This is a genomic window from Streptomyces sp. QH1-20 (assembly GCF_041283565.1).
Lineage (GTDB): Bacteria > Actinomycetota > Actinomycetes > Streptomycetales > Streptomycetaceae > Streptomyces > Streptomyces syringius.
This window is the reverse complement of record NZ_CP166299.1, coordinates 399473-422239: the sequence shown is the minus strand read 5'-3', so window position 1 is coordinate 422239 and position 22767 is coordinate 399473. Positions and strand designations below refer to the sequence as shown.

Sequence of the window (22767 nt, the reverse complement as noted above, 5' to 3'; positions counted from 1 at the left end):
CGGGTCGGGGAGCGGTGCGGGCCGCCCCTCCCGATGCCTACTCGATGACGAGATCGACCTTGATGTTGCCGCGCGTCGCGTTGGAGTACGGGCAGACCTGGTGTGCCTGCTCCACCAGGCGGGTGCCCGTCTCGCCCGCGAGGTCGGCCGGGAGCTCGACGCGGAGGGTGACGGCGAGGGCGAAGCCCGGGCCTTCCTTGCCGATGGAGACCTCGGCGGTGACGGAGGCGTCCTTGGTGTCGACCTTCGCCTGGCGGCCCACGAGGCCGAGCGCGCTGGCGAAGCAGGCCGCGTAACCGGCGGCGAAGAGCTGCTCCGGGTTGGTGCCCTGGCCGTTTCCGCCGAGCGCCGGGGGCATGGCCAGCGCCAGGTCGATCTGCCCGTCCGTGCTCACGGCCCGGCCCTCGCGGCCGTTGGCGGTGGCGACAGCGGTGTACAGCGCGTCCATGGAAGGTCCCTTCGAGTCGGTTCGGCGGGCTGTCCGCCCGCCGCACACCAAAAGCATCGCACACGATTGAGTTGTGCACAATCTAATCGGGTCGGGGCTACCCTGGGTCCATGACCACGCCGCCCCTCCCGCTGCCGGACGACGCGGAGCTGCTCCGCCTCGATCACCAGATCTGCTTCTCGCTGCACGCCGCGTCGAGGGCCTTCGGCGGCGTCTACCGCAGCGCCCTGAAGGACCTCGCCCTGACCTATCCGCAGTACCTGGCGATGATGGTCCTCTGGGAACACGGCCCTCAGCCGGTCAAGGCCATCGGAGAGCGGCTGAGGCTCGACTTCGGGACGCTCTCCCCGCTGCTCAAGCGCCTGGAATCGGCGGGTCTGCTGCGGCGCGAGCGCAGCGTCGAGGATGAGCGCTCGGTCACCGTGCGGCTCACGGAGGAAGGTGAGGCACTGCGCGAGCGGGCACTGTCGGTGCCGCGCCGGATCGCCGAGGCCGCCGGGATGCCGCTGGACGACATCATCACGCTGCGCGGACTCCTCGAACGGCTCACCGACAACCTCGACGCCGCGCAGAACGGCCGGCCGAGGTAGCTTCCCGGCCCCCTTCGCACCGAGGCCGGCGGGGTCACCGCGCGGGTGAGGACGCCTTCCAGGGGGCGAACGCGTTGTTCACCGACTTCATGGACGAACGCAGCTCGGGGAAGTGCCGCAGAAGCACACTGACCATGCTGTTGTTCTCGATCCAGTCGAGACCGGTCCGCGTGTACACCTGCGGCGTGTAGTCCTTGGTCAGGAAGCGGTCGCTGTTCAGCCGGCGGGACGCCATGAGGACGAAGATCCGAAAGGCCGTGTCGCTGAAGGCGAAGCCCTTCGGCCGGGGCTCGGCGAACATCCCCACCATCAGGTCCACCTGCTCGATGTCGCCGTCGTACACCCGACGCAGTTCCTCGGCCCAGACCGGGTTGTCCGTGAGCGCGTCGAAATCCTTCGCCGGGGGGAGATGCAGCCGGCGCCTGAATTCGTTGTACCGCGGTACGCCGAGTTCCCGGGTCCGCAGGATGTCGACTGCCCCGAGGTCCATGAGATTGCCGTCGGGCCGCTCGAACTCCTGGAGGAATCGGGGGTAGTTGTGCAGGGTCACCAGGCCCGGGTGCGAGGTGCCGAAGGAATAGAAGAGATCCGGCAGGGTGTGTTTGCCGAGAATCTTGTAGGCGTGCCGCCCCGCCAGGTCCCGGAAGGTCGCCTCCTGCAGCAGGGAATCGTCCGCGACCGAGCGGAAGCTCCAGTCGTCGGGGACCAGCGGATGCATCCGGTAGACGGCCACGAACTCCTCGGTGAGGGAGTAGGGGACGCCGAAGTGATCGGTGCGCCCGCCCACGATGCCGCTGAGCACCTCGCTGGAGCTGATCCGGCCGAGCAGCCGGTGCACCCGTTCACCGAGGACGCCGAACCAGTTGACGCGCATCCCGGTGACCATCGTCGGATGGCTGATGACCGCCGGAGTCCATTCGATGGTGTGAATCTTGGCGATGAGTGCCGCCGTGATCAGCCGCGCCCGCTGGAAGATCTCCTCGTCCGACCAGCCGGGGTACTCGCCGCGCAGTCTGTCGCAGATGGCGTTGTGCTCCAGGATGAACAGCGTGTGCATCATGGCGAGGCCCACCCAGAACCCGGGCACGCTCGCCGGGTCCCGCTCGGGGTCGTCCGGGAACAGCGAACCGTTGCGGGGGACCTTGAGCTTGCCGTCCTCGCCCGTGCGCAGCTGCCGCTGTGCGGCCAGGTCGTCGCCGTAGAGCTGGGACGCGTCCCACCAGTGCGACTTCTCGTTGATGTAGGTCGGCGGCAGGCCGTCGCCGCCCTCCGGCCGGGTCGGGTCGGGCAACGTCCGTGGCACGAGCATCGGCCGGGCGGGCCACGGGTCGTCGTCGACCAGCTCGATGTGCCAGGGGCGGTCCACCGTGCCCTGACCATGGCTGACCCAGTCCCGGATCATGAACTGCAACCACGCGGCGACCAGGGCGTTGACGGACTCCGCGGGCACGAACGCATCCCTTGTGAGGACCGCCCGGCTCACTTCACGAGGGCTCGGCGACATGAGCTGCGGCTCGGTCTCGGGGGCGTTCACCTCCGGGGGGACGTTGCGTCCGAAGCGCGAACCGGCCATGCCCATACGGGGATTGCTCAGATCGTTGTACGTACCGTCGGCTGTGCGCTCGGTGAGGTGCCGCGGTTCCGACGGCCCGATCGGCGGCGGATTCCGGGTCGGATAGGTGCTGGTGTCGAAGAGGTTCTTCCGGCGCAGATTGTTGCGGAGACCGATGAGGGTCAGCATGCCGAGCCACTTCGGCAGATTCTGCCAGCCGATCTTGTGGTCGACGGTCAACGCCAGCTTGTTGTGCAGCTGGACGAACCAGGAAGCGGATCCCCTCTCACCGGTCTCACCGGTCCCGCCGGTACCTGCCGAAGTCGTGCGGCCCGCTGAGCCGTCGGGAGCTCTACCCATCGTGGAAATCCTTCCGGCGTCCGGTGCGGGTGTCGATGAAGACAAGGTCAGTGCGTGGCAGGACGGCAGCAGATCCGACGCTGGGCCAGGAACGTGAGGGCGACGTTGACCGTCGAGATCGCGGTGGCGGCCATCGCCGGCCGCCGGGCGAGAGCCCCCTCCTGCCCGGCCCAGGCCGCTGACAGCGCGTCGCTCGTATGGATGAGCGTGCCGACGCGCAGCGCCCGGTCGAGCTCGTCCGGGTCCTTGAGGCAGAGCAGCTCGGCGCCCAGGACGACGGTGCGTACACCGAACATCCGCAGCACGTGGATCAACGCCGGCCGGCTCGGGTCCGCCCCCAGCCGACGGGCCACCACCCGGGGGGCCAGCAGCGCCGCGACGCCGTTGACCAGCCGGATTCCGGCGAGGCTGTATCGCGCGATGGTGTGCCGGTCCATGGTCGTCGCCCCTTTTCCGCGGGGTAGTGCATGCCGCGTACGACGCTAGGGCATGTCCCCTCGGATCGCGCGCCGAGTCCGCCGCGTGGCCGAGCCGTGTCAGCCGTCGTCACCGGGGTCTTCGTGCGGTGTGCCGTTCATCGACTGCCGGAGCCCGGAGAGACGGAGATAGATGGCGCGGCGGGCACGGTTCTGATTGCCGAGCGGGCGGTGCTCGGGCAGCGCGTGCCAAGGGTTGAAGGAGAGCCGGTCGGAAAGGGCGAACTGCCGCGTCGCGTCGAACTCCTGTCTAGGAAGCCGCAAGGTGGCCACGGGGACGAACGGCGACAGCCGTTCGGGCCAGACCACCGACGCGTTCTCGATCGGCATCCGATGCGGGTCGGTCTGCACCTGCACGAGGAAGTCGAAGGTGACGTCCTGCTCCCGCAGCGTCCTGGCCAGGGCCTCTTGCAAGTAGTCGTCCGGAGGGTTCCACGGCGCCCGCGTGCGGGCACCGTCACGCGGGACCACGGAATACTGCATGGCCTGGCCCTCACCGAGCAGATACGGGGTGCAGCTCCAGTAGCGGGCCTCCAAGGGGCTGGAGTGTGTTCTGGCGTACAACCCCTGCATCACCATGTCGCACAGATGCGGGTGTCGCGGGCCCAGGAAATACAGGAGCGGGGTGCTGTCGAAGACGTGCCGCTGCAGCTCGAGGTTCTCCACCACGTCGGGGGTGGTGAAGGTCGGCGCGCTGATGCCCGTGAAGTCCTGGCTGGTCCGCTCGTCGTCGAGCAGCTTCATGCCTTCGACGCCGAGCAGTTTCACGCCGATGCTGAGAATGCCGTTGTCCTTGATGTCGGGCGGCGACAGGGGGCCCGGCCCGGCGAAGCGGACCCACGCCCGGAAGGTCGCCGGACGGCTGAAGACACCGTGGCGCAGCCGTTCGGGCACACCGGCGGGCACGGTGAACTCGCCGCGCACGACCCCGTAGGTCTTGGTGTTCCCCGCCCGCCGCGCGTGCCCGGGCGCGTACTCGCGTGTGACGAAGCGACCCATCTGACGTGCGATGTCCTCGGCGATTCCGGCTTCCTCGGGCCGGATCGTCTCCTCGGCGAGACGAAGGTGCTCATCGCGGCGGCGGACGTTGATGAGCCACTGCACCAGAGCCTGCACCGGTCGGCGCAGCAGCCGGTCGAGCAGCGGCCGGATGTAGGGATCGACGCGCCGTTCGAGATGGACGCACCACAGGATCGCGTCGTTGACCCGCTGCGCGCCGGTCACCGCTGCCCGTCCTCGCCGGTGGCCGTACAGAGATAGCGCAGTGCCCGCAGCCCGGGCAGGAAGAAGTAGGCGCCACCGCGTACGGAGACGAACTGCGGCAGGTCGAGGCGGCGGGTGCGCAGGGGCCTCGCCTGTTCGGTGAAGGTGGCGCGACGGTGCGAGCGGGGTGCGACGAGCGGGTCGGGGGAGTCGTAGAGCCCGTTGAAGTTCGGATTGTTCAGCCAGGTGTGCTGGATGAACTCGAACTGACGCGAGATGTTCGCGTTGAGGCAGAGGAAATGCAGCCCGCGCTCGCCCTCCGGACCACCGTCCGCGTAGGCCCGGCCCCGGCGCAGGATCCGGTGCCGCTTGCCGATCGCGACCGATGCGGCGGAGCCCGGCCGGGGGTCCAGCGAGTCCCGTGGGTTGGCGCGGCGGACGTGCGCGCCGAGGGGGCAGCGCAAGCCGTCCCGGTCGGTGGCGAAATAGCCGAAGTCGTTGTCCGTGGCGCGGTCCGGATCGTCCCGCAGCGGTGCGTGGACCAGCGGTGCGCCGCCGGGCCAGCGTCCCACCATGCGTGCGGCGAGCGCGTCGCGCGCGGCGGGATCGCCGCTGCCGTCGGGGCGCCTCGTCGCCGCGTCGAGGTAGTTCCAGAACGCGTCGACATCTTGCTGGAGTTGCCGGAAGACCAGATAGGTGCCGTTGTGTCCGAGGTCCGCGTCGGGGCCGCCGGGCACGCGGGGCAGCAGGCCCGCTGAGTCGTGCGGGGGCGGCAGCAGGGGCCGGTCCGTCAGCAGCCCGTACTCGTTGGGGTAGCCGAGGACGAACTCACCGGCCTTGACCACCTCGTCACCGGCTGTGCCCTTGGTACGGGCGGCCGTGGCCTTGGGCAGCCCCTCGACGAGCGGTTGTGAGATGCCGTCCCGGAAGCCGAAGGGTTCGCGTTCGGTCAGTTCGGCCGTTCCCAGCCGGACGATCTCGGCGAGTCCGCCCGTGGCGAGGGCGGCGTGGCGCACCTCCGCTTCGAGTCGTCCCAGCCCCGCCTCGTCCCGCGCGTACAGCAGGGCGAGGGCGTGCACGGGAGGGGTGGCCGGGCCGCCCCACCGCCAGTACCGGGGGGCGTTCTCCCCGGTGTCACCCAGGAGGCGGCTGCGGTTGGGGTCGGTCATCCCCGAGACGAACTCCTCGGGAAACCCCTCGTGGCCGGCGGCTACCAGCCCCAGAAGCCGTATTCCGTCCGAGGTGAAGGCGAGGTTCACGGCCGTCTCCGGGGGCTCCGCGCGGCCGTTCGTCACCCGTGGCGTCAGCTGACCGAGAGCGGCGCGTGCGCCCGCGGGATCGGTGATCGAGAGCATCAGGAAGCTCGCCCACCGCAGGCCGCCGTAGCCGCGCGTGATGAGCCCCTGCATGTCGTCGAGGTCCAAAGTCGCCGCCATCACGTTCCCCCTTCCTCAGAGCAGGGCGAGCCAGGCCTCGGTCTCGGCCGGGCTGAGCGTGCCGAACAGACCCGCGCGTACACGGGCGTTGGTGCGGACGTTGTCCGTGGTCAGGGTGTCGTACGCGGAGTACCAGACCTGGGTCGGCAGCTGGTGGGAGCGGAGGTAGTGCTTGAAGGCCAGCTCGTCCTTCGCGCCGTCCAGCACGAGCCACCGGGTGCGGGGATAGCCCAGCCCGTTGCTGAAGACGGCGTTGAGGCCCCAGGCGACCTTGTCGATGAAGTCGTCCATGTAGCTTTCCAGGCTGCCGTCGTAGTTGCTCGCGAAGACCACCCGCCGTTTGCCGTCGATGAACAGCCAGCGGGCGAAGTGAATGGTCTTGACCCCGGCGAGATTCCCCCGGTGGAAGAAGTGGCGGACGCCGTAGTCCACGACGAACAGGATCGCGGTCAGGGTGGCCCGCCGGAACCGGCCGGGCTTGACCGCGCCGACGGCGGTGAAGGGATTCTGCGCGACGAAGTCCTCGTAGGACGCGAGCTCGCGCACATGATCGCGGTCCGGGCGCTGCCGGCTGGGAACGTCACGGCGCTCGTGCGCTCGTACCAGCACGGCCCACACCGGCAGGGCGATCACAAGGAGTGGCAGCAACACCAGGCCGACCAGCGGTACGCCGACGAGATGAGCCGCCCGGCGGATCCGCCATCGCAGAGCAGGCGGCGCGGGCCGCGAACGCGCCCAGGCCAGGTCCTGGCGACCGGTGACGTATTCCTGGACGGCGGCGCGTATCCGGGCGGGGTCCTCACCCGACAGCTCGGCACGGTGCCCATCGAGGAACTCCTCGATCGCCTCACGCAGCCGGGCCTCGTTCAGTATCTGCCGCCGCCCCCGGCCGACGGTATGGACGTAGAAGGCCGCGCACGGCACGTGATGCGATCGCAGCCAGGCGACCCGCTCGCCCTCCGACGCCCCGCCCGCCGGATATCCGTCGCAGTACGCGAAGACCTTGTCCAGCTCGTCGCCCGCGCTACGGACGAGGTCGGCGAGGTGGTCGGACACCGGCACGTCCACCTCGCTCATGTAGACGACGCAGGGCGGCAGCAACGCCCCGGTGCTGCCCGGCCCTTCGGGGACCAGGAGCAGCCGCGCGAAATGGACCCCGGCCACCTCGGCGAACCGGAACACCTCACCGGTGCCCCTCCGGCCGGCCTCATTGAGCGCCTCCCGCACGTCCTCGACCCGGGCCGGGGGCACGGTGGCCAGTACGGTGACCGCCGATTGGTGCGGCATGTCCAGCACCTCCCACCCTGCCTCACGGCTGACGGGCCGTCGCCTGTGGTGTGTCAGGACGTCTCAGGTACGCGGACCGGTGAAGTGCAGGGAGAAATTGAGGATCCTGTGTCGCCCCCAGTACACGATTCCCAGGTAGCGGTGGGGGCCGATCTGGCGGATCTCGTCGCGTATCCGGTGCGCGAGAACAGAGGTGCGGGAGTAGTCCAGGACGATGCACTCGCCGTCGTCCAGCAGGCTCGAGTCGCGGTAGACCTTCGCGCGTACCGCCCGCACACCGAACGGCGTGACCTTGTTGCGCAGTCCGCCGCCGTCGCGGTCGAAGACCTTCCCCTGCCACGCGAGGAGACGTGCCGACGCGGCCACCGCCTTGGACAGCTTCGCACCGCGTGCCACCAGCACAGTGCCGCGCCCCTCACCCCGAGGTATCTCGCCGGGGGGACTGGCGCGGAACAACCGGTCGAGCTCCGACCGGGACATGGTCAGCAGCTCATCGACGTCCGCCCCCGTGTCGTGACTCATCACCCACACCTCCAGGGCGGGCCCCGGGAGCACGCCGTCCTGCCCGCGTCCGGGCACGGCGTCCCTCCCGCTCGCTCGCCAGCACCATCGTATTTCGGTTCGGTGTGCCCGGCATCCCGCAGCCGCCGCTCCTCGGTGCCGCCCTCTGAAACTGGTAGGACACTACAAAACTTCCTTGTCCACTTCCGTGGATCACCGCACATGATCATGCTCAGTTCCCCTGGCAGGGTGGACGATGAGTTGATTCCTCCCCGTGATCGCCCGTGCGGGGAGTTGTATCTCTACTACAAGGGGGTTCATCCGTGAACGCTGGCACCAATGATGTGGTGGTCACCGGGCTGGGGGCCACGACGCCGCTCGGCGGGGACGTCACTTCGACCTGGTCGGCGATGCTGGCCGGGCAGTCCGGGATCAGCCGGATAACGGAGGAGTGGGCGGACGACTTTCCCGTGCGGATCGCGGGCCGGCTCAAGGCCGAACCGACGGAGGTCCTGGACCGGGTGCAGGCCCGCCGCATGGACCGCTGTGAGCAGATCGCGCTCGTCGCCGCCCGTGAGGCATGGGCCGACGCGGGCCGCCCCGACGTCGATCCGGAGCGGCTGGCCGTCGTGATCGGCACGGGCACGGGAGGCGCGTTGACCCTCCTGGGCCAGGACGACATCCTCGAGGCCTCCGGAGTCCGGCGGGTGTCTCCCCACACCGTCCCGATGCTCATGGCGAACGGTCCCGCCGCGTGGGTCAGCATCGACCTCAATGCTCGGGCCGGTGCCCATACCCCGGTCAGTGCCTGCGCGTCCGGGGCCGAGGCGATCGCGATGGGAATGGACCTGATCCGACTGGGCCGGGCCGACGTGGTGGTGGCAGGCGGCACCGAAGCCTGTGTCCATCCGCTGCCGCTCGCCGGGTTCGCCCAGGCCAAGGCCCATTCGAGGCGCAACGACGAACCTCAGCGGGCGTCCCGGCCCTTCGACGTCGACCGCGACGGCTTCGTCATCGGCGAGGGATCCACCGTGGTGATCCTGGAGCGTGCCGAGTTCGCCGCCGCCCGGGAAGCCCGCGCCCACGCGACACTCGCCGGGGCCGGCGTCACCTCCGACGCGTACCACATCACCGGGGCACACTCCGATGGCCAAATACGCGCCATACGCCAGGCGTTGAACGTCGCGGGACTGTCCCCGCTCGACATCGAGCACGTGCACGCCCACGCGACGTCCACGCCGCAGGGGGATCTCGTCGAGGCCGAGTCCATCACCGAAGCCATCGGCACCCACCCGGCCGTCACCGCGACCAAGTCCATGACCGGCCATCTCTTCGGAGCGGCGGGAGCGATCGGCGCGCTGGCCGCGATTCTCGCGGTCCGCGACGGCGTCATCCCCGCCACGCAGAACCTCGACTCCCTCGACCCGCGGGTCAAGCTCGACATCGTCACGGGCGGGCCTCGGCGAGGAGGACTGAAGGCGGCGCTGACGAATTCCTTCGGCTTCGGCGGTCACAACGCCTCGCTCGTCTTCACCCCCGCTCCCTGACCCGACGCGGACGGCCGCGCGGGCCGGGGCGTGAGCCGCGGGGGCCGGTGCCCATCCTCTTCAGTGCAGTTGCTGTACACCTGTCGCGTCGCGGACGAAGACCGAACGGGTGTCGGCCGGGCGGTACCGTTCCCTGAGGGTGAACGCCTCAGCGGTGCCGGTCACGGGCGTGTCCGGCGCCTCGAAACACAGGACGTACGTCTTGGCCGTGTCCGATACCTCCGCCAGTTGCAGCCAGCCTTCGTAGCCCGCTGCCGGGAAGGTCCCGGTAGCCGTGACGGTCACCGCGGTGGCTGTCCTGGTGAAGGCGTAGTCCGCGGTGCCCGGCTCCAGGCGTTTGCGGTCGCCGTCCTTCCAGCGTCGGAAGAGCTCGACCCATTCGTCGGGCCACGGCCCGCCACCGGCGACCGGCGGCATGTCGTTCTCCAGACGGGCGAGAATGTCGTCGGCCTGCGAGACGACCGCGTCGTAGTCCCAGAGATCGAACGCGAAGGCCATGTGCTCGCGGTCCGTCGCCCGGAACATGGGCTGGATGTGCAGCTCGAAGACGGGCGTGCGCATATCAGTCGTACACCTCCATCAGCACGTCCCTCAACGCGACCTCAGCGACGAGTTCCACCGGGTCCTGGGCCTCGCCCGTGGGCGTGGGCGAGGGCAGGTACTGAAGCGTCAGCACATGGTCCCCGGCCGCCGCCGTCGCCGACGCCAGCACCGCCGTCACATCGAAGCGAGCGGTGCCGGCGGTCGGATGGTGGGCCGGCGGCCCATGGCCTCCGTGGTGGCCGTGGCCTCCGTGCGGTCCGTGCGGGGTGCCGTGGCCACCACCGTGGGAGGCATCGTGCGCCCGCCACATCGACACATAGCCGACGCCGTAACTCCGTGCGAACGCCTCGTCGTCCCGCCGGAACTCCACGTCGGCCGGGTGGACGAAGCCCCGCAGCACATAACTTCCGGTCACCGACACCTTCAGCTCGTCCAGCCTCACGATCACCCGCCTGCCCCGGCCGGGCGGGGCCGTGAGACGGAACTGCACCCGGGCCTTCTCACGCAGCCCCGTCGTGAAGTCGGCTTCGGACACCGCCTCCAGCGGCTGCGTCATCACCAGCTCACGAGGTGGCGACGGCGGCGGCACAGGCACCCCGAACGCCGTGTCGAGCCGGTCGGAGTACGCATACGCGTAGTCCAGGTCGAGTGTGTCGTGGAAGTCCGCGACCTTGTGTCTTGGCTGGTCCAGGAACCCGCGCAGATCGTGGTCCGGGGAGGTCGGGGGCGGTGAGCCGTTGCGCCGTTGCCACTCCGCCCACAGCAGGTCGACGAAGCAGTGGAAGCTGAAGTAGACCGGGTCCTGGGCCGCCGTGCCCGGCTCGGCCATCGCACCACCGATGAAGTCGGTGTGCATGTAGTTGTGGGGGCCCAGTTCGAGCCGGCCGTAGTCGCCGCCCGGATGCGCCTCGGGGTACCCGCCGAACTCGCCGGGGTCCGTCTCGGTCGTCACGATCTCGAGCGTGTCCGGTGGCAGGGGCGTCGGGGAGAGGTTGCGCCCTGGTGCGAACAGCCCGGGCAGGTCGAAAGCGGCCGGGAACTTCCCGGCCGGCTGGGCGTGGATCCAGTCCCAATAGGGCACGGTGACGTTCGCCGTCCTGGGCGGATCCGTTCCTTGCAGCAGCTTCTCGAAGTAATGCAGATGCGCGCGATGCCACGGCAGGAACAAGTCGCTCCCGTGCTCGCACGGGCCGACGAAGACATCGTTGTGCAGTGCGGCCTGGAAGTCGTATCCGGTCGGATCGTCGGGGTCCGCCGCCGAGCGTGCACGCAGGATGTCGACCGCGTGGATGTAGTCGCTCAGCTGACCCGCACTCAGTTCGTTGATGTCCTGACGGCTCTTGGGCATGGCTGTGCCTCCAGTCGCGAACGAACCTAGACGAGCCGTCGGCGGGTGGGGCGGCACGCGTCCGAACGTGGGCGTGGCACCCGGCCCCGGTCTCCCATTGGCGTACTCCACACAGCGCCCGGGCCGGTGGGGGAGTGAGGCTTGCAGCACCGACTTGGAGGTGTGCTGTGTCCGGACTACGCAGCAACGGCATCAGGCTGTTGCTCCGCCTTACGGCTCTGACGGTTGCTCTGCTCGCTGCATTGACGTCGCCGGTCTCACTGGCGGATGCCGCCGGTACGACGGAGCCGGTGGTACGTCAATCCGCATCCGCGCGCGGATTCAAGCACCCGGGGGTGTTGCTGAGCAGGACTCAGCTCGACCGCCTCCGTAAACGGGTCAAGGCCGGCGGCGAGTGGCGGTCGTCGTTCGCCGCGATGCGCCACAGCCGGTACGGGTCGCTCGGCTACCACGCGACGCCCGTCCGGATCGTGGAATGCCCGCCGGACGACCGGCCCGGTTACGGGTGCGTCGAAGAACGGCAGGACGCGATCGCCGCCTACACCCAGGCGCTCCTCTGGTACGTCACCCGGGACCGCGCGCACGCCCGCAAGGCCGTGCAGATCATGGATGCCTGGTCCGCGGTGCTCAGGGACCACACCGACGGCAATGCCGGCCTGCAGGCGGCATGGGCGGGCAGCTCCTGGGCGCGGGCCGCGGAGATCATGCGGCACACCTACGGCGGCTGGCCCCGGCACCGGGTGCGGCGCTTCGCCGGGATGCTGCGCACGGTCTACCTCCGCGAGGTGACGGTCACCGCACCGGACTACAACGGGAACTGGGACCTGGCCATGACCGACGCCGCCATGGGGATCTCCGTGTTCCTCGACGACCGGCGCGGTTTCAACCGGGCCGTGCGCAGATTCCGGGCCCGCGTCCCCGCCTACTTCTACCTCAAGTCCGACGGGCCCCTGCCCAAGCGCCCGCCGGGCGGCCACATCAGAACCCCCGACAGGATCAGGGAGTACTGGTTCGGGCAGCGGAGGTTCGTCAACGGCCTCGGCCAGGAGACCTGCCGGAACTTCACCCACATCGGCTACTCCCTGGCAGCCACCGCCCACATCGCGGAGACCGCCTGGCACCAGGGCCTCGACCTGTACGGCGAGGTCGGCACACGGATGCGGGCGGCGCTCACCCTCCACGCCCGGTACCAACTGGGCGCCGACGTGCCGCATTGGCTGTGCGGCGGGAATCTGGACCTCGACATGGGGCCGGACACCGAGGTGGCCCTCAACCACTTCCGCAACCGGAAGGGCATCTCGATGCCCCAGGCCCAGCGGGTCGCCCAGCGACTGCGGGACGAGGGAACGGACGACCTCTTCGTCGCCTGGGAAGCCCTGACCCACGCGAAGAACCGCTGAGACGACTGCTGTGGGTATGCCGAAGGGCGGCGGCACCGGGTGGGGTGCTGCCGCCCTTCGGCGTGCGGTGTCAGCTCCCTTAGTACGCGGAGTTGACGTTGTCCATGGAGCCGTACTTGTCGGCGGCGTAGTTGCAGGAGGCGGTGATGTTGGCGACGGGGTCGTAGGGGTCCCAGGAGGTGCCCTCGACGTGGTAGGCCTTGAAGGTCGGGTCGATGATCTGCAGCAGGCCCTTGGACGGGACACCGTTGGCGGCGTTGATGTCCCAGTCGTTGATCGCACGCGGGTTGCCGGTCGACTCGCGCATGACGTTGCGCTTGATGCCCTCGTAGGTGGCGGGGATGTTCTTGGACTTCAGGATGTCCAGGGACTCCTTGATCCACCCGTCGAGGTTGTCGGCGTAGGCCTTCTTCACCGGAGCCGCGGGGGCCGCGGGCTTGGCGGGGGCGGCGGGCTTGGCGGGGGCGGGCTTGACGGGGGTGCGGGCCTGGGAGCGGCTGGCGGCCTGCTGGTCGGCGCGGGCCTTGTCGGCCTTGGCCTTCGCGGCGGCGTCGGCCTTCTTCTTCGCCTCAGCGGCGTCGGCGGCCGTGGTCTTGGCCTGCTGGGTGATGTGGTCGTGGGCGCCGAGGTCGGTGGTGGTCCACGCGACGGGCTTCACGGCGATGGAGGGGGTCTCGGTGGCCTGGCCGGGGGTGACGGCCATGGCGAGGGCTGCGGCGCCCATGGCGACGGTGATGCCGGCGGCGGAGAGCTTGTGGGTCTTGGTCAGTCGGGCGGTACCGGTGGTGGTGGAGCGCATGCTGGCTGAACCTCTTCCAATCGCGTGAGTCGCACGGGCCGGATCGGCGCGAAGAAAGCGCCGTTTCTCGATCGACGGCGCCATGCGACTCGGCAATTGTTAGCGGCCCGAAAAGCCCCTGGCAAAGGTGTGACCTACTACCCGACCCCGGAACAACCGCCCACCCCGAACCCCACCCATCACCCCACTTCACACCCAAATGTCCGAATCAGGACTCCACTACCGGGGTTCGTAAGTGATCCGGGTCCCATGAGCGGCCTCACACCGCACCCCCCACCACCACACACCACGTAACGGCCCGCGCACCTACCGTGCAGAGCTGCTGACGCGTGCGGCTCAGGCCCGAATCCCCTGCCCTGACGGCACTTCCCCGGCGCCCAGTACCCGCGCGTGGTCGTCGACGGTGAGTGTGTGCCCGTGTGCGAAGGCCGCCGCGAACCCGTCCTCTCCCAGCGCCGCGCGTGCTCGCGCGGCGGCTCTGTCGACATCGGTGCGCTCGGGGGCCGGGAGCTTCGCGTCGACGGACTCGCGGAGGGAGGCGGCTGTGCCGAGGAGCTCGGCGGCGTGGTGAGGGTGGCCGCCCAAGGTTCGGGCGCCGGCCAGCCCCTCCAGGGCCAGGGCGACGGCGCGAGGGTCGCCGGTTCTGCGAGCCGCCGCCAGACCTTCGAGGTGGAGCTCCAGCGCGCGCCCCGCTTCACCGCGCTGTTCGGCGACGTAACCGAGCTGCGCGAGAATCAGGGCGGCGCCGGAGTCGACGCCCAGTCGGCGGTTCCACTCCAGCCACGGGAGGAGGTGTCGCTCGGCGGTGTCGAGATCGCCGCGGCGGCGGGCGCCGAGGGCCAGGCCCGTCTCGGCGAACTGTTCCGCGGGGCGGTGGGACTGTCGCTCGGCGAGTTGCCGGGCGCGCTCGTGGCATTCGGTGGCGCGCGTGTCGTCCCCGGTCAGCAGGGCGACCCGGCCGAGCCGGGCCAGCCGGAAGGAGACGTCGGTCCACAGTTCCAGCTCCTCGGCCCCGCGCACGCCCTCGTGATGCAGACGGGCCGCTTCCTCGTACGCTCCGCTGATCTCGGCGAGCGTCCCCAGATGCTCCGAGGCCCGCAGCCGGCCCCAGCGGTCGCCCAGCTCCGCGAAGAGAGCCGCGCTCCGCTCGGCGCTGCTGCGCAGCGCGGGGAGGTCGCCCCGGAAGCCCGACCGGGTCGCGCGGGTGATCAGCACCGCCGCCGTGCCCCAGTGGTCGCCGAGTGCGCGGAACTCCTCCAGCAGGCCGTCGAGCGGGTCGTCACCCGTCGGGCCGTCGAAGCCGCAGCGCGCGTAGTCGAGCAGCCAGCGGGCCCGGGGCGTCGCGGCCTCGTAGGTGTCGCCGTGTGGTGAACCGTCGCCGGTGAGCAAGGAGAAGGCCGCGCGTCTCGCCCGCGCGCTGTCCCGGGCCGTCGCCGCGCCCCCGGCGCATCCCAGTGCGAGATCCAGCGAGCGGCGGGCCTCGCCGAGGCGCCCGCGCAGGAACCAGTACCAGGACATCGCGTTGACCAGGCGCAGGGCGAGCGCGGCGTCCCCGTGCTCCACGGCGGTGTCGAGCGCCGCCCGCACATTGGCTGCCTCACCGTCGAGCCGGCGCAGCCATCGTCGCTGGTCACGGCCGTACAGATGGGCTTCCGCCGCTTCCGCGGCGGCGGCGTAGTGAGCCGCGTGCCGCAGCCGCGCGGCGCCGTGCTCACCCGCTTCACGCAGTCGCTCCCCGCTGTACGCCGTGACGGACTCCAGCGTGCGGTAGCGGGCCGGCTCCGTAGCGTCGGCCGCCGTCACGACCAGCGAGCGGTCGACGAGCCGGGTGAGGACGTCGAGTACGTCCTCATTCCGTACACCCTGAGCCACGCACACCGCTTCGACGGCGTCCAGGTCGAATCCTCCGGAGAACACGGCCAGCCGGCTCAATACGGTCCGCTCGGGTGCGGTCAGCAGCTCCCAGCTCCAGTCGATCATCGCGCGCAGCGTGCGCTGGCGTGCGGGGGCGTCCCGCCGTACCTGGTTCAGCAGCCGGAACCGGTCGTGCAGACGGTCGCCCAGGGCGTGCACGCCCAATGTCCGCACGCGCGTGGCTGCCAGTTCCAGGGCCAGCGGGATGCCGTCGAGGCGACGGCAGATGAGGGCCACGGCTTCGCTGTTGTCCGCGTCCAGGACGAAGCCGGGGGCGGATGCCGCCGCGCGGTCCGCGAAGAGCCGCACGGCATCCGCTTCGGCCAGCGGGGCGACAGCGTCCAAGGTCTCGCCCGAGATGGCCAGCGGTTCCTGGCTGGTGGCGATGATGTGCAGGCGTGCCGACCGGCGCAACATCTGCTCGGCGAGGGCGGCCACGGGCTCGATGACGTGCTCGCAGTTGTCGAGGACGAGCAGCATGTGCCGTGAGCCGACGGTCCGGATGAGCCGGTCCACCGTCCCGCCCGGCCCTGACTCGCGTGGGCTGTCGTCGCGCACGCCCAGGGCCGCCGCGACCGTCTCGGCCACCTCTCCCCGGGTCCCGGCGAGTTCGACGAGCCGTACGCCGTCGGCGAAGGTGTCCGACAGCCGGGCCGCCGCCTCCAGGGCCAGCCGGGTCTTGCCGACCCCACCGGGGCCGGTGAGTGTCACGAGCCGGCTCGACGCCGTCGCCGCGCATATCCGGGCGACGTCATCGCCGCGCCCGACCAACGCGGTGAGCGGAGCGGGCAGGTTGGTGTGTGCCGCGGTGGCTGATGGGGCCGGCGCGGGGCCCGGGGTGAGCTCGGGGTCCTGCTCCAGGACGGCCTGATGGAGGGCGGTCAGCGCGGCACCGGGGTCGAGGCCGAGTTCGTCGGCGAGCCGCCGCTCGATGTCCCGGTAGGCGTTCAGTGCCTCCGTCGGGCGCCCCGCTCGGTACAGGGCCCGCATATGGGCGCCGCGCAGCCTTTCCCGTAGGGGATGCAGAGCGACCACTGCCGTCAACTCATCTGCCAGGGCGGCGTGTTCGCCGAGTTCCAGACGGATCTCGGCGAGCTCTTCCGTCAGGGTCAGTCGCTGTTCCTCCAGGCGGGCGGCTTCCGCCCGGGCGAATTCGGCGTCACGGAAATCGGCGTACGCCTCTCCGCGCCAGAGGCCGAGGGCGTCCGCGAGCAGCCTCGCCTTCGCCCGCGGTTCACCGGTCGTGTGCGCACGGGCGACGAGCGCGGCGAACCGTCCGGTGTCCACCGCGTCGTCCGTGACGCGCAGGGTGTAGCCGGCCGGCCCGTACTCCACCAGCCCCCTGGCGCCCGGTTCGGCCTTCTCCAGCGTTCTGCGCAGCTGGGAGACCTTGGTCTGGAGGGAGTTGCCGGGATTCCCCGGCAGTGCGTCGCCCCACAGGTCGTCGACCAGCCGGTCCACGGGCACGGGCCGGCCGTGATGCACCAGCAGATCGGCGAGCAGGGCCCGGACCTTCGGCTCGGGCACGGTGACGGAAGAGCCGTCCTCCGTGGTCACGTTCAGTGGGCCCAGCACGTCGAATCGCATGGCGTCACGCTAACGCGCGGCCCTCAGCGGCCCGTGCGCGCACCGTCAGTGGTTCGTGCGCGGCCCCGTCCATGGTGGTCACATCAGCCGGTCCGCAGCAGCAACGGAAGAGAGAACCATCATGAACGACATCGCGACGCACACCGTCTCCCGGGAGATCCACCTCGTCTCGCGCCCCGTCGGGACCCCGGTTCCCGAGGACTTCGCCCAGGTCACCACCGCGGTGCCGGAACTCGCGGAAGGCCAGGTCCTCGTCCGTAACACCTGGATGTCCGTGGACCCGTACATGCGCGGCCGGATGGACGAAGCCCCCTCGTACATCCCGCCGTTCCCGCTGGGCGTCGCCATGGAGGGCAGCGCGATCGGCGACGTGGTGGCTTCCCGTGCCGCGTCGGTACCGGTCGGCGCGACCGTCTCGCACTTCCTGGGATGGCGCGAGTACGCGGTCCTCGACGCCGCGGCCGTGACCGTGGTGGACACCTCGTCGGCCCGGCCGCAGGACTACCTGGGGGCGCTGGGCACCACGGGCCTGACCGCGTACGCGGCTCTCACCCGGGTCGCCCCCGTCCGTGAGGGGGACGTGGTGTTCATTTCCGCCGCGGCGGGCGCGGTCGGCAGCGTCGCCGGACAGCTGGCCAGGAAGCTCGGTGCCTCCCGGGTGATCGGATCGGCGGGCGGCCCGGCCAAGACCAAGAAGCTGCTCGACGACTTCGGATACGACGCCGCTGTCGACTACCGCCAGGGCCGGCTCGGCGAACAGCTCGCCCAGGCCGCACCGGAAGGCATCGACGTCTATCTGGACAGCGTGGGCGGCGACCACCTCCAAGCGGCGATCACCGCGATACGGCCCGGTGGCCGGATCGCCCTCGTCGGCGCGATCAGCGGCTACAACACCACCGAGCCCGCCCCCGGCCCCGACAACCTCTTCCAGGCCGCAGCCAAGGAAGTGACGCTGCGCGGCATGCTCGTCAGCAGCTACTTCACGCTCTTCCCCGAGTGGATCGGACAGGCCTCCGGCTGGCTCGCCGACGGCACCCTGCGCACCGAGGAGACCGTCACGGAGGGCATCGAAGAGGCACCCGGCGCCTTCCTGGGCATGATGCGCGGCACGAACACCGGCAAGGCACTGGTCCGCCTGGCGACCGGGCAGTGACGACCGGGGCCTGACGGCAGGCCCCGGGAGGCGGCCCCCGGCTCGGCGAGAGGACTCGGCGAGGGGGGCCGTCACCCCTGGTCCCCGCATGAATGTTCCCCCTTGGCGGCCACGGTGGGTGAGCTATGTTGAGCGGGAGAAGGACGAGAGGGAGACCACCAGTGCCATCAGGGCAGCAGGCACGCGCGCAGGCGTCCGCGATCACGCCGGGCAAGCGGTCTCCGGGGGCGGAGCCGCTTCCCGCGGACAAGGTTCGCGCCTTGTTCGGCGACCACCGGTTGTCTCCCGCGCAACGGCGCATCGCGCGCTACATCACCGACCACCTCACCGAGGCCGCGTTCCTGTCGATCACGGACCTCGCGGAGCGGGTGGGGGTGAGCCAGCCGTCCGTGACCCGCTTCGCGTCCTCCCTGGGATTCAGCGGGTACCCCGGACTCCGGGAGGCCCTGCAGCCCATCGCGCTGAGCGCGGTCGCGAGGTCCACGGGAACGCGGGCGGAGGACCGCCGCAACGAGCTGCAGGCGGCCGTCGACGCCGAGATCGCGAGCCTGGAGAGCCTGCGCCGGGTGTTCGCCGACCCCGACCAGGTGCTCGACCTCGGCCGTGAGCTCGCCCGGTCCGTTCCCCTGACGATCCTGGGCCTGCGGATCTCCGTCTCGCTGGCGGAGTACTTCGCGTACGCGGCGAAGCGGATCCACCCGGACGTGCGGCTCGTCTCCCGCGGGGGCAGCGTGGCCTACGACGCCCTGCTCCAGTCGCGGGAGGCGGGCGGGACGTGGGTGCTGGCGTTCGCGATGCCGAGGCATGCCAAGGAGATGCTGGCGGCGATGCGGGCCGCGCGCAGCACGGGGCTGCGCATCGCGCTGATCACGGACCAGACGCTCGGGCCGCTGGTGGAGGAGGCCGACGTGGCTCTCACCGCCGGCACCGGCTCCCGCCTTGTCTTCGACTCCTACGCGGCACCCGGGGTGCTGTCCGCAGCCATCCTCCAGGCCATGGCCGACGCCGACCCCGAGCGCACGCAGCTCCGGCTGGAGAAGTACGAGCAGGCCGCTGAGCAGCACGACTTCTTCCTCGAACACTGACAGTTCTCCCGCGAACACCGACAGCGTCCGACGCCCCGCCGCTCCGGTCCTCCCTGCCCTACACCATGCCGGGGAGGACCGGATTTTTTGGCGCCTGAGCGAATGAAAATTTTCATACGCTTGATTACTCGGCAGTAAATATATTTACTTCAGGTGGCACCGGGGCCCGCAACGGGCTGCAGCCGGCACAACAGCGCTCGCGACGGCGAGCCCCCGGGGCAAATGGACGAACGCCCAGGGACGACAACCTCCTCGTCGGCCCGAAGGTGTTCTGTTCCGGGTAGTCCGCTCCCCTCGGATGGCCCCCCGGAGGCCCCGGTCACCCCCTGGACCGGGGCCACCGGCATGTCTGGTGCGGTCACCGGTCGAGGCGGGCCCGACGACCGAGGGCGAAGGCAGCCGCTGCCGTGCCGAGTGCGAGGAGCACCAGGGACGCGTGAACGCCGACCGTCACACCCTGCTGGATCCCGCCCGACGCGCCCGCGGTGAGCGCTGCGGCAGGCAGGTCACCGGACGGTGCCCCGCGCCCGAAAGGCAGATGTGCCGCGATGGCGAGCGCGGCCCCGGCGGCCACGGGACCGGACGCGCCTCCCAGCATGGCGAACGTGGTGGCCGTCGCGGTGGCCCGGGAGGTGAGGTGAGCGGCGCGGTGCCTGGTGACCGTGGTCATGGCCGCCCCGTTGGCCAGGCCGAGACCGCAGCCGACCAGAACGTAGCCGCCGCTCAGCAGCCAGAGGGGGGTGGGTCGGCGACAACCCGCGGTGGCGGCGAGCAGGCCGGCCGTGACGCACAGCAGACCGGCCCGTATCAGCGCCGGACCGCGGTGGTGTGCGGAGCGTGCGACGGCCAGGCGACCCGCGATGACTGCGGGAAGCGTGGCGGGAAGGGCGACGAGCGTGGCCTGGACGGGGCTGAGGGAATGCGCACGCGAGAGGTGGAAGTAGGCGAGGAAGTGGAATGCGGAGTTCGCGGTGAACAGCGTGAACAGGGTCAACAAGGCGCGACGTGCGGGAGCCCGGCGCAGGAGTCCCGCGTCGAGCGCGGGGTGAGAGTGCCTCCGGGTCTGCCGGACGAGGAGGGCAAGGAGCACGGCGGAGCTCAGCGTGGCAGTCGTCGCGAAGGCCGCGGAGTGTGCCGTCGCCGCTGTGAAAGTGATCAGAATCGCCGTGCCGGCTCCCGTGCACAGAGCGATTCCCAGGGCGTCCAGCGGCATCGGGGCCTTGGGATCCGGGTGCGGGGCGGGCAGAGAACGGGCGCGGCATGCGGTGAGGGCAGCGAGAACGGCGAGAGCGCCGAAGACTCCGCGCCAGCCGAGAAGACTGGTGAGCGAGCCGCCCAGAAGCGGTCCGAGGCAGGACGCGACGGCGGCCGTGGACACCCACCCGGCAACGGCACGGTCCTCGTGCCCGGACGCCGAGTGCAGGCCCAGCAGGAGCGTGAGGCTGACGGGAGAGAGGGCGGCTCCGCCTGTTCCTTGCAGCAGGCGGGCAGCGATCAGACAGGGGGCGTGGACGGCGACAGTGGCCAGGAAGCTCCCCGCGGCGAAGACGGCCAGGGCGCCCAGCAGTACCCGACGGGGGCCGAGGCGATCGGCGAGTCCGCCCGCTCCCAGTTGGAGCGGTCCGGCGCACAGCTGATAGCCGGCGGCGAACCACTGGACCTGCGCCGGGCTCATGTGCAGGGCGTGTGAAGCCGACGGCACGGCCGCTGTCGGGGAGGCGATGGCGAGGGCGCCGCACAACAGCGCCAGATGGCAGGTGAGCCGAGCCGCGTCCGGCCTTCGGACGGCGAGGAGGAGATGACGCATCGCGGCGGGCCGCGGACTACAGGGTGTGCCCGTCGGGGCGGACGACGCACGCCCGTGGGCACGCGTCGGAGCGGGCGGTCAGCAGGGGGTGGGCCAAGTCCGCCGCACGGGGGTCCGGGGTGCCGCACGCAGGGGTGAGATGGACATGATGGCCGCTGCGCAACGCCTCGAAAAGACGGCCCGGGGCGACCTGGCCCGGCGCGGCGCGCAGGAGCAGATCGGGCACGCGCTGCCCGCTGCGGAGCCGGCTGTCTGCTCGCGTGGCATGGGGGAGCCCCGCCAGCGCGGCGGCGAGACGTTGTCGTACGACGGGCAGCCGGGCCGTGCGGAGTCCGACGGCGCGCACGGCACAGGCCCACAAGGAGGGAGCCGCGTTGAGGTGAAGCAGCGCGCCGGTCAGACGCAGGACCCGCTCGGCGGCTTGCCGTCGTTCCTTCGCATACGCGTCCAACAACCCGTCGTGCCGAGGGTCGGCGGCGGCGGACGCGAGACGCCACCCCAGACTCATGGCATCGGCGATCCCGGTGTTGAGCCCTTGCCCACCGGTGGGCGGGTGGACGTGGGCGGCATCTCCCGCGAGGACGACGCGATGACGGCGATACCGGACCGCGTGGCCGCGCTCGCACCGGTATCGGCTGATCCATTGCACGTCGCGCAGACAGAGGTCGCGTCCCGAGACGCGGCGCAGCAGCGTTTCCGCCTGATCGAGCCCGCTGGTGGGTGCGCCACCGGTCCCGCGCGGACGGTAGTCGTACAGAATGATGCGCCAACGCCCGTCGCCGAACGGCAGCAGAAGGGCCATGCCTTCGCGCGCACACCGGCTCCAAGGCTGCTGGGAGTCGAGGTCGAGCCGCGCGTCGATGGACGTCACGTCGTAGGGATACACGGAACGGGACGCGGGGATGCCCGCCAGCCGGCGCACCGGGCCGCGGGCGCCGTCGCACCCGGCAACGTAGGCGGCGCGTATCCGGCGGACCTGTCCCGCGTGCCGCACCGTCAGCACGACGCCGTCGGCTTCCTGGAGCAGGCCGGTGACCTCCGCGCCCCGTACGAGAAGGGCGCCCTTGCCGCGCGCGTATGCCTGCAACAGGGTTTCCGTCCGATGCTGAGGCAGAGCGAGGGCGTAGCCGAATGAGCTGTCCAGCGTGGTGAAGGAAGCGTCGGCGCGCACGGTACCCAAGGGATAGTGCAGGTATCGGTGTCCGGCTGCGACGAATGACTCGGCGATGCCCCGCATGTCGAAGTACTCCAATGTCCGGGCGTGCAGGACCAGCGCCCGTGTTGCCTGCGCGATGTGCGGTTCCCGCTCCAGGACGGCACAGTCGATACCGCGCAGGGCGAGTTCGCCTGCCAGCTGCAGCCCTACGGGCCCCCCTCCCACGATGGCGACCTGCACGGCAGCGGGCAGGACTGGGCCCTGGGCGCGAGGCCGGGATGGGGAATCGGGCACGTTGCGCCCCTCCTTCCGCAGGTGACCGTGCGACGTGCTGGATTTCGCTGTCCTGGGGCGGCTGGAGTCGGCCACGCCAGGGTGACAGGAGCCAACTCCCCATGTCCAGATGGCCATTTGGAGGACCCGTAGAACCCGGCGGGTGGGGTCCGCGTGATACCCGCATTCGGATAATCGTATGGACGGTATGAAGTACGGGCTTACTTACACGGGAGGCGTTGACCTGCGGGACGGGCGCCTGCGAATGTGCTGCAGCGGGCGTCGCGGGAGGCGGCGTTTGC

General features: G+C 70.6%; 18 protein-coding genes. 5 read left to right on the top strand and 13 right to left on the bottom strand.

Annotated elements, in window-relative coordinates:
* Positions 1–37: 37 nt before the first annotated feature.
* Positions 38–448, bottom strand: a complete 411-nt coding sequence (locus AB8O64_RS02010) for an organic hydroperoxide resistance protein (protein WP_184737562.1) — start codon at positions 446–448, stop codon at positions 38–40.
* A gap of 110 nt (positions 449–558) precedes the next feature.
* Between AB8O64_RS02010 and AB8O64_RS02005 the strand changes: the two genes are divergently transcribed.
* The gene (locus AB8O64_RS02005; RefSeq protein WP_370417530.1) at positions 559–1038 is read left to right on the top strand and encodes a MarR family winged helix-turn-helix transcriptional regulator; all 480 of its coding nucleotides are present in this window, start codon (positions 559–561) and stop codon (positions 1036–1038) included.
* Positions 1039–1072: 34 nt separating this feature from the next.
* Here the strand turns inward: AB8O64_RS02005 and AB8O64_RS02000 are convergent, their stop codons facing one another.
* The 6 genes from AB8O64_RS02000 to AB8O64_RS01975 form a co-directional block, all read right to left on the bottom strand.
* Positions 1073–2950, bottom strand: a complete 1878-nt coding sequence (locus tag AB8O64_RS02000) for a peroxidase family protein (protein WP_370417529.1) — start codon at positions 2948–2950, stop codon at positions 1073–1075.
* 47 nt (positions 2951–2997) lie between these two features.
* On the bottom strand, positions 2998–3387 hold the full coding sequence (locus AB8O64_RS01995; protein WP_370417528.1) for a hypothetical protein: 390 nt from the start codon (positions 3385–3387) through the stop codon (positions 2998–3000).
* Positions 3388–3486: 99 nt separating this feature from the next.
* Complete coding sequence (locus AB8O64_RS01990) at positions 3487–4650, bottom strand: catalase family protein (RefSeq protein ID WP_370417527.1); 1164 nt, start codon at positions 4648–4650, stop codon at positions 3487–3489.
* The gene (locus AB8O64_RS01985) at positions 4647–6065 is read right to left on the bottom strand and encodes a Dyp-type peroxidase (RefSeq protein WP_370417526.1); all 1419 of its coding nucleotides are present in this window, start codon (positions 6063–6065) and stop codon (positions 4647–4649) included. The genes AB8O64_RS01990 and AB8O64_RS01985 overlap by 4 nt, the downstream gene beginning before the upstream one ends.
* Before the next feature lie 15 nt (positions 6066–6080).
* Positions 6081–7352, bottom strand: a complete 1272-nt coding sequence (locus AB8O64_RS01980; protein ID WP_370417525.1) for a hypothetical protein — start codon at positions 7350–7352, stop codon at positions 6081–6083.
* Between the two features lie 63 nt (positions 7353–7415).
* Positions 7416–7874 (bottom strand): hypothetical protein, encoded by a 459-nt coding sequence (locus AB8O64_RS01975; RefSeq protein ID WP_370417524.1) that lies wholly within the window; start codon positions 7872–7874, stop codon positions 7416–7418.
* A 302-nt stretch (positions 7875–8176) separates the two neighbouring features.
* On the opposite strand from AB8O64_RS01975, the gene AB8O64_RS01970 reads away from it, so the two are divergent.
* Positions 8177–9400, top strand: coding sequence for a beta-ketoacyl synthase (locus tag AB8O64_RS01970; RefSeq protein WP_370417523.1), 1224 nt, complete (start codon positions 8177–8179; stop codon positions 9398–9400).
* 60 nt (positions 9401–9460) lie between these two features.
* Here the strand turns inward: AB8O64_RS01970 and AB8O64_RS01965 are convergent, their stop codons facing one another.
* Complete coding sequence (locus AB8O64_RS01965; RefSeq protein WP_370417521.1) at positions 9461–9961, bottom strand: hypothetical protein; 501 nt, start codon at positions 9959–9961, stop codon at positions 9461–9463.
* A 1-nt stretch (position 9962) separates the two neighbouring features.
* The gene (locus AB8O64_RS01960; RefSeq protein ID WP_370417519.1) at positions 9963–11291 is read right to left on the bottom strand and encodes a tyrosinase family protein; all 1329 of its coding nucleotides are present in this window, start codon (positions 11289–11291) and stop codon (positions 9963–9965) included.
* A 191-nt stretch (positions 11292–11482) separates the two neighbouring features.
* Between AB8O64_RS01960 and AB8O64_RS01955 the strand changes: the two genes are divergently transcribed.
* Complete coding sequence (locus AB8O64_RS01955) at positions 11483–12691, top strand: alginate lyase family protein (RefSeq protein ID WP_370423767.1); 1209 nt, start codon at positions 11483–11485, stop codon at positions 12689–12691.
* 79 nt (positions 12692–12770) lie between these two features.
* Here the strand turns inward: AB8O64_RS01955 and AB8O64_RS01950 are convergent, their stop codons facing one another.
* Entirely contained in the window at positions 12771–13490 is a 720-nt protein-coding gene (locus AB8O64_RS01950; protein ID WP_370417471.1) for a transglycosylase SLT domain-containing protein, read from the bottom strand.
* Between the two features lie 336 nt (positions 13491–13826).
* Complete coding sequence (locus AB8O64_RS01945; protein WP_370417517.1) at positions 13827–16991, bottom strand: BTAD domain-containing putative transcriptional regulator; 3165 nt, start codon at positions 16989–16991, stop codon at positions 13827–13829.
* 121 nt (positions 16992–17112) lie between these two features.
* On the opposite strand from AB8O64_RS01945, the gene AB8O64_RS01940 reads away from it, so the two are divergent.
* Positions 17113–18144 (top strand): NADP-dependent oxidoreductase, encoded by a 1032-nt coding sequence (locus AB8O64_RS01940; protein WP_370417516.1) that lies wholly within the window; start codon positions 17113–17115, stop codon positions 18142–18144.
* A 161-nt stretch (positions 18145–18305) separates the two neighbouring features.
* The gene (locus tag AB8O64_RS01935; RefSeq protein WP_370417514.1) at positions 18306–19229 is read left to right on the top strand and encodes a MurR/RpiR family transcriptional regulator; all 924 of its coding nucleotides are present in this window, start codon (positions 18306–18308) and stop codon (positions 19227–19229) included.
* Positions 19230–19587: 358 nt separating this feature from the next.
* Here the strand turns inward: AB8O64_RS01935 and AB8O64_RS01930 are convergent, their stop codons facing one another.
* Both AB8O64_RS01930 and AB8O64_RS01925 read right to left on the bottom strand, forming a co-directional pair.
* Positions 19588–21036: an MFS transporter gene (locus AB8O64_RS01930; protein WP_370417512.1), complete on the bottom strand. Its 1449-nt coding sequence runs from the start codon at positions 21034–21036 to the stop codon at positions 19588–19590.
* A gap of 16 nt (positions 21037–21052) precedes the next feature.
* Positions 21053–22486, bottom strand: a complete 1434-nt coding sequence (locus tag AB8O64_RS01925) for an FAD-dependent monooxygenase (RefSeq protein ID WP_370417511.1) — start codon at positions 22484–22486, stop codon at positions 21053–21055.
* Positions 22487–22767 lie beyond the last annotated feature (281 nt).